This is a genomic window from Desulfobacter curvatus DSM 3379 (genome assembly GCF_000373985.1).
Lineage (GTDB): Bacteria > Desulfobacterota > Desulfobacteria > Desulfobacterales > Desulfobacteraceae > Desulfobacter > Desulfobacter curvatus.
Genome location: NZ_KB892916.1, coordinates 1 through 9,564, shown reverse-complemented (window position 1 = coordinate 9,564; position 9,564 = coordinate 1). Strand labels below are relative to the sequence as shown.

Below are 9,564 nucleotides of genomic sequence, written 5' to 3'. Positions count from 1 at the left end.
TTACCGTCTCGCGAATCTGTTCAAGTTCTGCGTTTTTAATCTGCCGACCACACTGGCTTATCACAGCGTTTTCTCCTCAAATGTAACGTTTCGATTGGTGGGTGAACTCACACACATCCACGTTACATTATCAAAAGACCTGCAGAGTGTCTATTATAATTTTGCGACAAAATAATTTTAGATGTCGCTCCGCCCCCCTGATATCATTGATAATAAATTTTGATGCGTCAGCGCTGTAGCACAGGACATCCATGCAGGCGATGCGGTTTATCTCCCGGGGGATGGTGACAACATTCCCTGCCAGGTCCGTCACCTGCCTGGGGGCAGGGCTGCCTTGTGCTGCAGCCAAAGCGCTTGCAGCCCAAAGCATAAGTGAGAGGATGAGAGTTCTGAACATAACGGCTCCTTTGGATTGACAGCAATTTTTTGAACACCGAAAATCTGCAATTCGCATACCCAATCCGTGGAAGATATTTGTTTCGGAGATATTTATATAAATATAAAGGCATTACATTGAATACAGCTCCAGGGGAATATAAAAAGAATAGAGGATAATGTACGTTTTTTAAGGTTGATTGTACGTATCAGTGCATTTTATTTATGCAAGCAGAATCATTCCGGTCAGGTTCAATTTGTATCTATCTGAAATTTCATAAAAAATAATATCTCCCTTTTTCCGGCATACTTTTTGCCATCATGCCTTTTTAGGAATTAACAACCAGTCAAACGGCACATCATTTTAGTTACGAACCAAAGGAAAAGGAGATAAAGGATAATGGGAAGTGAAAAAAATCCGGGCGCAAGGGATCATGCCGGATCAAGAATGGCCGTTGTCTTCATGGCATGCCTGCTCATGCTTGCGGTATGGATGACATCTTCGCTGCACGCCCGGGTATCTGTGTCAAAGGATATTGAAACCCCCGTTGACACGGCCGTGGATACCCGCCAGGCCACCCAAAGGTCCCGGGAAAAATGGGATGCCCAGCGCCAGAAGCTTGCAGAGGAATATGACCGCTTAAAAACGGAAAACGAACAGCTTGCCTTTGCCAACAAGAATCTGACCCAAAGGGCAGGGGATCTGGAAAGAATAAATCAGAACCTTACCCGGGAAAAAGAGGAGTGCCGGCGGATCAGAACGGAACTGGCGCCGTTTTTAAAAGCGCTCCTTGACCGCCTGACCTCTCTTGTGGAAGCCGATGCCCCGTTTCTATCCCGGGAACGCAATGATCGGCTGGCGCGGTTGGCGGTGATCCTGGATGATCCGGAAATCACCATTGCTGAAAAATACAGAAAAATGATGGAAGCCCTGTTTGTAGAAGCTGAATACGGTAACACCGTAGAGGTGTACCGGGAAAAAATCGTTGTGGACGGTACACAAGTCCTTGCAGACATTTTTCGTATGGGCCGGGTGGCATTGTTCTTTCTGACCCTGGACCGGGAAAGCGCAGGGATTTTTGACATGGCAAAAAATCAGTGGCACCCCTTGGATAAAAGCCGTGTGCCGGATATTGAGGCGGTGGTGGAGATGGCGGCCAAACACCGTCCCATGGAGGTGGTCGCCTTGCCTTTAGGGGCCATTGCCCCGGAAAGGAGGGATCAGAAATGATGCCGATAAAATACCTGTCAATTCCTTTGTTAACCTTTCTGATCCTGACCGCGACTGTTATCAGCTTCGTCCCGGCCGCAACAACTCTGGCCGGGGATATACGCAAATCCTATGCGGTTCTTGAACAAAAACGCCGGGACATGGCTGCCAAAGCGGCAAAAGAACTGGCGGCAGCCAAGGCCGAGGCCCAGGATAATGCGTTAGCCATAAAAAAGGACAAAGACGCCCTAATCTCGGCCATTGCAACATTAAAAGCCCAAAACAGCCGTCTTCATATTGCCAATGATGCGCTTAAGGGGAAGATTGATATTCTGGCTGACGAACAGACAAAATTGCAGAGCAGTCTTGAAGAATCCAGAATGGTGAACAAGGAGCTGGCAGGCTTTGTTAAAACCTCCGCCAAAGATCTTAACAGTCTTTTGATTCAAAGCCCTCAAAGCGCCTTTGGCAAAGACCGGAACAGTTTTCTTAACCCCCTGATCAACCAGAAGGGGTTCTGGTCCATGGACGATATCCGCCGGATGTCAGATACCCTGTTCAACGAAATCCTGGCTTCGGGCGAAGTCTCCCTGCGTCAGGGCATGGTGGTGGACCGCCAGGGCAAAGATAGGACCGCTCAAATTTTAAGTGTCGGCAATTTCACGTCCTTTTATGTACTCAATGATGATGCAGGCCGAGAATCGGAAATCGGCTTTCTGCTCTATTCGGATCAAAGCAGCCGGTTTTTTGCCCTGTCCAAGCTGCCCGCAACGAAACTTGCGGATCAGATTGATGGGTATATTGCAGGGCAAATCGACTGTGTGCCTGTGGATATCTCCAAAGGCGGTGCCCTCCGGCGGTTTACCCATGAGCTGAACCTGATGGATCAGGTGCCCAAGGGCGGCCCCCTTGTCTGGCCCATCCTGTTTCTGCTGGGCCTTGCCGTTCTGATTTTGTTTGAGCGGTTGGTTTTCTTTTTTCGGCATCAGATCCGTATTGAGCCTTTTATGGCGAAACTTACGCCTTTACTTGAATCTGCAAACTTTCAGGCTTGCCGGGATCTGATACTGGCCAACAGGAACGCATTTATTCCCCGGGTTCTGCTTAAAGCTCTGTCCGCCCGGGAGCAGAGCCGCACCGATATGGAAAATGTGCTCCAGGAAGCGATCCTGGCGGAAATTCCTTCCATTGAACGGTTTTTATCCACCCTGGGCATGCTGGCCGCCATTGCGCCGCTCATGGGACTTCTGGGAACGGTGACCGGCATGATTAACACCTTTCATGTGATCACCTATTACGGGGCCGGAGACCCAAGAATGATGTCCGGCGGTATTTCCGAGGCGCTGGTCACCACCATGCTCGGATTGACCGTGGCCATTCCCATTATGCTGTCCCACACGCTTTTGGCCCGGCGTGTGGAGACCCAGATCAGCACCATGGAGGAAAAATCCGTGGCCTTTGTCAACCTGGTGTTCAAGGCAAGGAACGGGATTAAGGAAGGTTCCCGATGAACGAACTTCTCTACCAGATGATTGTTTATATCCGTTCCGGCGGGGTGGTAATGGTGCCCATTTTGTGCGTCTCCCTTGTGATGTGGGTATTGATCTTTAACCGTTTGTTTTTTCTACATCGGCTCTATGTGAAAAATATGCCCAGGGCCATGGCCGGAGAACTGGTCCGGGAAAACCTGTGCCCGGATAAGCGGTATAAGGGTGCCAATGCCTTTTTGGTGAGGGCGTTTCTATCCCGGCGCAGTCCCGTGTCTGATCCCGGGCTGGACGAGCGGATTCTTGATGAAACGGTTATGAATTTGACCGCCTCTTTGGACCGGCACCTGGCTTTGATTGGGGTACTGTCCGCTGTGGCACCGCTTATGGGGCTTTTGGGTACGGTGGTGGGGATGATGGAGACCTTTGATGTGATCACCGTATTCGGCACGGGCAATGTCCGGGCCATGGCCTCGGGGATCTCCGTGGCCCTGGTGACTACCCAGACAGGGCTTATGATCTCCATCCCCGGACTTTACATGAGCGGGTGGCTGAACCGGCGGGCCTCAAACCTCAAGCACCGCATCGCCTCCACGGCCATGTATCTTAAACCCTTTATCCGCAACAGGAGAGTTTCATGCTGAATATATCCGCATCCAGGCGGGCGGCAAAAAAGAGTCTTGAACTGAATATTGCGCCCCTGATTGATATGGTGTTCATCCTTTTGATCTTTTTTCTGGTCACCACCTCCTTTGTCAAGAAGACCGGGGTGGACATCTCACGTCCCACGGCCAATACGGCTGTGGCAAAAACCAAATCCACCATTCTCATCGGTATCACCCGGGACAATACCATTCACCTGGACCGCCGGGAAATTGATGTCCGGGCCGTGCGCTCGGGTGTTGAACGGGCCATGGCGGAAAGTCCCGAAGCCGGTGTTGTGATTGTGGCGGACAAGGAGAGTAGAACCGGTCTTGTGATCTCGGTGATGGATAACTGTAAACTGGCCGGGGCCGAAAACGTGGCCCTTGCCGCAAGCCTTCCGGAGGGCAGATAAATGGATAATACAGTTCAATTTACTTACTGGGAAACGTCCCGCACATTGGATCCAGGCAAAATTTTGGCTTGGATAGCGATCATCGCTCTGGCTTTAGGGCTTAATCTGTTTATCTTCGGGATGCTGCCGACCCTTATCCAAAGCATTCCCCATGCACCGGATGACACGGAACTCATCCAGCCCATCCAGGTTGTCCGGATCAAGCGCCCTGAGACGCCGCCGCGTAAAAAGGAGCGGCCCAAACCGCCTGATCCGCCCGAGGAGATGGTGTCAGCCACAAAAATTGTACAGAAACAGATTCAAAGGCCCACGATTGTCAGACCGAACCTGTCTGTGGCGTTAAACTCCAATTTGCCCAAGCTGACCAACAGTATTGCTTTAAGCCCGTTATCAAATTGTACCATGAAAACCCAAATGCCCCTGGGGCTGTTTTCTACATCCGAGCTTGATTATCCTTTGCAGACACTGGTCCGGCTGCCTGCATCCTATCCCATGCGGGCCAGAAGAGTAGGCATCGAGGGATGGGTAAAAGTGGAATTTATTGTCACCAGGGAAGGCCGGGTAAGGGATATAAAGGTGGTGGGCGCCCAGCCCAAGGGTGTATTTGAATCCAGTGTCACTCAATCCGTAGCCCAGTACCGGTTCAAGCCGGGAACCGTGGACGGAAACAACGTGGAGGTGCGTGTGGTGACGACTATCCGGTTCAAAATGGAGGCGTGATGAATAGATTGACTCTATTTTTGTGGGCTTGCCTTGTGTCCGTTTTCATAATTCTTTCTCCCTGCGCACTGTCCGCGGCCAACCCGGAAGGCGATTCCCTTCCGGTTGCCGCAGGCATGTGTGCAAACAAGGCGGCAGGGCTTATCAAAAAGAAAGACTATGCCAAAGCGGTTCAACAGATTGAATCCTTCCAGGCCAAGGCAAAAAACGTTGATCCGGACACGGCAAACAAAAAGGGATACACCCATTATTATCTGGATTTTCTTGTCGGCAACTGTTGCATAATGATGGAAAAACAAGGTGACGGCTATGTGAAAAAAGCGGCATTATACTATGAGCGGGCCGTTAAAAAATATGACGGGTTTTACCAGGCATGGCTGAACCTGGGCCAGTGCCGGTATACCCTTAAACAGATGGGCAAGGCTGCCCGGGCCTTTATCCGGGGGTATGATATGGCCCCGGAAAAAAAGGGGGCGTATCTTTATCAGGCTGCGGCATGCTATTATTTTAACGCCGAGTATAACAATGCCTTGAACGCCTTTAACCGGCTGATAAAAACCCATCCCGCCGACGTGACTCTCGATCGAAAAGAGGTCCTGGTTAACATCCTTTTTTCCCTTAAAAAAAATCGCCGGGCCCTGCCATATCTTAGGGAACTGGCTGCCAAATCCAAGGGTGATAAAAAGCGGACCTGGCAGGAGGTGCTGCTGTACCAATATATGGAACTTGGCATGGATAAGCAGGCCGTTGCCTATGCCGGCGAACTGACCCGGCAGGAACCTGAAGAGCCTAAATGGTGGCGGGCCTTAGCCAACATCCATCTTAATAAAAACCGGCTTGAAAAAGGGCTTGAGGCGTTCATGATTTACAGCTTCACCACACCCTTGTCCGCATCGGAAACCAAGCTTTTGGCAGACCTTTATGCCGGGTGCAATATCCCGCTGGAAGCGGCCAGGGCATATGAAGCGTGGCTGTTGAAAATTCAAAAAGATCCGGCCAATCTTATCGCAGCCAAAGGAAAAAAGAGGACAGACCGCTTCCTTACCATAGCCCAGGCCTACCTGCAGGGCAGGGATTATCAAACTGCGCTTAAATGGGCGGACAAGGGACTGGCCCAGGGGTGTGGTGCAAGGCTTCTGGCCTTTAAGGCGGACCTGCTGTTCCGGGAAAAAAAATACAAATCCGCATATGTTGCCTATAAACGCTTAGCCGGTCGCGGCAATTCCCCGGGGCGGTCCTGGCTCATGGCCGGTTATGCGGCCTTAAGCTGCGATAACCCTGAAGAAGCAAAACAGGCCTTTTCCCTTGCCTGTAAATGTCCCAAGGTAAAATCAGCGGCATTAGCTGCCCTGGAACAGATCGGGGCAATGCAGGCGGCAAAAGCGCATAACCCGCTCCTTTGATTTTCCCAATTATGAAAGCAACGGCCTTTCCCGGTCCGTTTGAATGTCGGGTTAGGCGCTGGATATAAATGGTTTTTCTGGAACCAATAGCGCAATACAAATGCCTATAGCAGGATAACTAATCCATTTTTCGAGGCGTTGAAGCAACACAACAGTGAGTTCACCAGAAGACAGAGCAAAAAAGCATCCCAACTTTTTGCGGCCGCTCCGCCCCGGCTTTCTGGTGCAGTGTCAGGATGTTATTTATTTATTGTCTGTTCGGTGATATTTTAAAAAATATTTTATCAATGCGGTTCTCCCTACCATCTTAATGCTGTCTGGCATGTATGACTTTTTAGACAGGAGGCTCAAATTGAAACCAATAATCACGAATTGTTTCTGCAGACTGTTGCTAATTTTTTCCCTTATTGCTGTCATTTTAACGGGCTCGGCAGCGGGCCAGCCATTGCATATGAAACCCGTGGCTGTCATTGACGCGCAGATGGGAGCAGCCCCGGCCTTCTGGGTCATGGCCCCGGCCAACTGGCAGGTTTCAGGCGGCCTGACCTGGAACTCAGCCCTGGCCAACCTGGTGACTGCCAATGTGGCCATCACCTCACCCGACGGTTCAGCTGGCGCTTATATACACCCCGCGCCTCTTTACATCAGCGGTCAGATTGAACAGCAGTGGCAGCAGGGCGCACTCTATCTGGGCATGATAGTAATTCCTATTCCCAACAGCCCGGCCGACTTTGTCCGTCATGTTGTTCTGCCCAGGCAAAGACCCGGCGCACGTGATATAAAACAAATCAGCGTGATAGATATGCCGGAATGGGCCGGCACTATTGCAGCAGGCAGCCAGACACCGGGTACAGCCATCCAGGGATTTGGTAATTGCGCCCGATTTTCATACACCGAAAACGGCATAGCCTGGGAAGAAGATTTCTATTGTGTGATACTGGTCTCGCACTCTCCCCAAGTTCCCAATGTTTTCTGGCTGGCAGACCGCAACCTTTCGGTACGTGCCCCAAAAGGCCAACTGGATGCTCTCAAACCACTGGCCACGACTTTTGTGAACTCCTTCCAGTTAGACCGCAGTTGGTTTGCCAGATTCAACAGTGTTCAAAGACAATGGATTGCCGCACGGCAGCAGGGAATCGCCAATGCCGGGAAACTGAGCCGGGCCATCAGCCGCAGCAGCGATGCTTTTGACGCGGCCTTGACCCAATCATGGCGGACCCGTCAACAGGCCGAAGATCGCGCCGCCCGGGAATTCAGCGAGTATATCCGGGGCACTGAAAATTATCAGGATCCATCCAGCGGAAACTCAGTAGAACTGCCCGGCGGGTATGACCACGCCTGGGCAAATCCTTTGGGGGAATACATTCTTTCAAACGATGCGGGGTTTAATCCCAACCAGAATTCCGGGAATAACTGGATAGAAATAAACCCCGTTCGTTAAAGGAATTGCAAAATTTAAGGACGAGCCGGTTTGTTCTGAATCTTATCCAGGTTCAGAAAAGGCAGCGGCGACGTTGTATTGGGATCCATGATGATCAGATGATTGCCGTTTTGAAGGTCTTTAAGGACGGCCATACTCTCAGACCGTTATGCCGGGTGCAATATCCCGCTGGAAGCGGCCAGGGCATATGAAGCGTGGCTGTTGAAAATTCAAAAAGATCCGGCCAATCTTACCGCAGTCAAAGGAAAAAAGAGGACAGACCGCTTCCTTACCATAGCCCAGGCCTATCTGCAGGGCAGGGATTATCAAACTGCGCTTAAATGGGCGGACAAGGGACTGGCCCAGGGGTGTGGTGCAAGGCTTCTGGCCTTTAAGGCGGACCTGCTGTTCCGGGAAAAAAATACAAATCCGCATATGTTGCCTATAAACGCCTAACCGGTCGCGGCAATTCCCCGGGGCGGTCCTGGCTCATGGCCGGTTATGCCGCCTTAAGCTGCGATAACCCTGAAGAAGCAAAACAGGCCTTTTCCCTTGCCTGTAAATGTCCCAAGGTAAAATCAGCGGCATTAGCTGCCCTGGAACAGATCGGGGCAATGCAGGCGGCAAAAGCGCATAACCCGCTCCTTTGATTTTCCCAATTATGAAAACCACGGCCTTTCCCGGTCCGCTTGAATGTCGGGTTAGGCGCTTGATATAAATGGTTTTTCTGGAACCAATAGCGCAATACAAATGCCTATAGCAGGATAACTAATCCATTTTTCGAGGCTTTGAAGCAACACAACAGTGAGTTCACCAGAAGACAGAGCAAAAAAGCATCCCAACTTTTTGCGGCCGCTCCGTCCCGGCTTTCTGGTGCAGTGTCAGGTTGTTGGTTCTTTAGGGAGCTGCGCTCCATGCCACACTGCGACTATCCAAACAATATCATCTTTGGTTTTATAAAAAAACCGGTACGGCGATATGACCACTTCTCGGTAGGGGAGTTCTGGAAATTCAGGTATGATTCTTCCGGATTCAGGAAAATCCTCAAGCCGACGCAAGATTTTTTCAGCCTGATTGTGAAAAGTAAGAGCAGCCGAAGGCTTGTCCTTTCGAATATATGATAGCGCAGAAAGGAATTGAGTTCTTGCAGAAGGTGTAAATTTAACCTTCACGAGGGCTCGTTAGACAAAAGGGTATCAGCTTCAGAAAGAACTGTATCCAAATCATATCCCTGACCAGTTTCGATTTCCCTGTCTCCCCTAACCAAAAGGCGCAATAGCTCTTTCTCGTGCTCAGATTCCTCATAGGCATCAACTCCGATAATTACCGCTGATGCCCTACCTCTTTGTGTAATTATTAAAGGGTCCTTACTTTTTTGTAATCGTTTCAGCAGCTTTGCAGTATCTTGCCTTAAATCGCTTATTGGAATAATATTTGATAGCTTGCCCATATTGTACCTCCTATGATGCTTTTGCATGTATCACCAACAAGCCTAAAAAGCAAGCTTTTAAAAAGCTTGGATAATCAATTTTAATGCGCCAACGGGCTCTTCAGCGGGCGCAGTTTTTGGCGCTCCCCTGCAAGAGCGAGGTTAGCAACCTCCATTTGTAATTTCTACGCATTCGAACCTTATTTTATTCGAATCACGCCATTCGCACCACTTGTAATTTCTTGTTTTGAAAAACGAGACTTCCCCCGTCTCTAAATCGTTAATCCCCATTCGTCTTAATTCATCCACAACCAGGGAAACAGAATCAACCTGAGATGAAATGTGTTGTTTTTCAAGTGAGAGCAATCACGGTAATCCATGGACAGACATTCACGATAAAAAAATGGTGTGACCGGTTTTAACAGATAATCTTCTCAGCTTTTAGTAACGTCCTGGTCAAATA

The 9,564-nt window shown here is 50.0% G+C and carries 12 protein-coding genes; 9 read left to right on the top strand and 3 right to left on the bottom strand.

The features are described from left to right. Window positions 1-130 precede the first annotated feature (130 nt). Entirely contained in the window at window positions 131-397 is a 267-nt protein-coding gene (locus tag B147_RS0103100; protein WP_020585790.1) for a hypothetical protein, read from the bottom strand. Between the two features lie 378 nt (window positions 398-775). Between B147_RS0103100 and B147_RS29950 the strand changes: the two genes are divergently transcribed. The 9 genes from B147_RS29950 (at window position 776) to B147_RS32680 (ending at window position 8,322) form a co-directional block, all read left to right on the top strand. Further along, complete coding sequence (locus B147_RS29950; RefSeq protein WP_020585789.1) at window positions 776-1,606, top strand: DUF3450 domain-containing protein; 831 nt, start codon at window positions 776-778, stop codon at window positions 1,604-1,606. Then, window positions 1,603-3,096, top strand: coding sequence for a MotA/TolQ/ExbB proton channel family protein (locus tag B147_RS0103090; RefSeq protein WP_020585788.1), 1,494 nt, complete (start codon window positions 1,603-1,605; stop codon window positions 3,094-3,096). The genes B147_RS29950 and B147_RS0103090 overlap by 4 nt, the downstream gene beginning before the upstream one ends. Continuing rightward, window positions 3,093-3,716, top strand: a complete 624-nt coding sequence (locus B147_RS0103085) for a MotA/TolQ/ExbB proton channel family protein (RefSeq protein WP_020585787.1) — start codon at window positions 3,093-3,095, stop codon at window positions 3,714-3,716. Before B147_RS0103090 ends, B147_RS0103085 begins: the two co-directional genes overlap by 4 nt. Then, window positions 3,710-4,129: an ExbD/TolR family protein gene (locus B147_RS0103080; RefSeq protein ID WP_020585786.1), complete on the top strand. Its 420-nt coding sequence runs from the start codon at window positions 3,710-3,712 to the stop codon at window positions 4,127-4,129. Before B147_RS0103085 ends, B147_RS0103080 begins: the two co-directional genes overlap by 7 nt. Further along, on the top strand, window positions 4,130-4,849 hold the full coding sequence (locus tag B147_RS0103075; protein WP_020585785.1) for an energy transducer TonB: 720 nt from the start codon (window positions 4,130-4,132) through the stop codon (window positions 4,847-4,849). After that, on the top strand, window positions 4,849-6,252 hold the full coding sequence (locus B147_RS0103070) for a tetratricopeptide repeat protein (protein WP_020585784.1): 1,404 nt from the start codon (window positions 4,849-4,851) through the stop codon (window positions 6,250-6,252). Before B147_RS0103075 ends, B147_RS0103070 begins: the two co-directional genes overlap by 1 nt. A gap of 352 nt (window positions 6,253-6,604) precedes the next feature. Further along, window positions 6,605-7,693, top strand: coding sequence for a hypothetical protein (locus tag B147_RS0103065; protein WP_020585783.1), 1,089 nt, complete (start codon window positions 6,605-6,607; stop codon window positions 7,691-7,693). A gap of 201 nt (window positions 7,694-7,894) precedes the next feature. Then, window positions 7,895-8,128 carry a hypothetical protein gene (locus B147_RS32685; RefSeq protein WP_020585781.1) on the top strand — a complete coding sequence of 78 codons (234 nt, stop codon included), beginning with the start codon at window positions 7,895-7,897 and terminating at the stop codon, window positions 8,126-8,128. Between the two features lie 35 nt (window positions 8,129-8,163). Further along, window positions 8,164-8,322: a hypothetical protein gene (locus B147_RS32680; protein ID WP_020585780.1), complete on the top strand. Its 159-nt coding sequence runs from the start codon at window positions 8,164-8,166 to the stop codon at window positions 8,320-8,322. Window positions 8,323-8,553: 231 nt separating this feature from the next. Here the strand turns inward: B147_RS32680 and B147_RS33395 are convergent, their stop codons facing one another. After that, window positions 8,554-8,844: a type II toxin-antitoxin system RelE/ParE family toxin gene (locus tag B147_RS33395; protein ID WP_020585779.1), complete on the bottom strand. Its 291-nt coding sequence runs from the start codon at window positions 8,842-8,844 to the stop codon at window positions 8,554-8,556. After that, a complete protein-coding gene (locus B147_RS0103040) occupies window positions 8,841-9,122 on the bottom strand; it encodes a type II toxin-antitoxin system Phd/YefM family antitoxin (RefSeq protein WP_020585778.1) in 282 nt (93 codons plus the stop codon). The genes B147_RS33395 and B147_RS0103040 overlap by 4 nt, the downstream gene beginning before the upstream one ends. Between the last annotated feature and the right edge of the window lie 442 nt (window positions 9,123-9,564).

Excerpts from the sequence above, each read along its gene's own strand:
- B147_RS0103090 (WP_020585788.1), top strand. The coding sequence starts at position 1,603 with ATGATGCCGATAAAATACCTGTCAATTCCTTTGTTAACCTTTCTGATC.
- B147_RS0103085 (WP_020585787.1), top strand. The coding sequence starts at position 3,093 with ATGAACGAACTTCTCTACCAGATGATTGTTTATATCCGTTCCGGCGGG.
- B147_RS0103075 (WP_020585785.1), top strand. The coding sequence starts at position 4,130 with ATGGATAATACAGTTCAATTTACTTACTGGGAAACGTCCCGCACATTG.
- B147_RS29950 (WP_020585789.1), top strand. The coding sequence starts at position 776 with ATGGGAAGTGAAAAAAATCCGGGCGCAAGGGATCATGCCGGATCAAGA.
- B147_RS32680 (WP_020585780.1), top strand. The coding sequence starts at position 8,164 with ATGGCCGGTTATGCCGCCTTAAGCTGCGATAACCCTGAAGAAGCAAAA.
- B147_RS0103100 (WP_020585790.1), bottom strand. The coding sequence starts at position 397 with ATGTTCAGAACTCTCATCCTCTCACTTATGCTTTGGGCTGCAAGCGCT.
- B147_RS0103040 (WP_020585778.1), bottom strand. The coding sequence starts at position 9,122 with ATGGGCAAGCTATCAAATATTATTCCAATAAGCGATTTAAGGCAAGAT.
- B147_RS0103080 (WP_020585786.1), top strand. The coding sequence starts at position 3,710 with ATGCTGAATATATCCGCATCCAGGCGGGCGGCAAAAAAGAGTCTTGAA.
- B147_RS0103070 (WP_020585784.1), top strand. The coding sequence starts at position 4,849 with ATGAATAGATTGACTCTATTTTTGTGGGCTTGCCTTGTGTCCGTTTTC.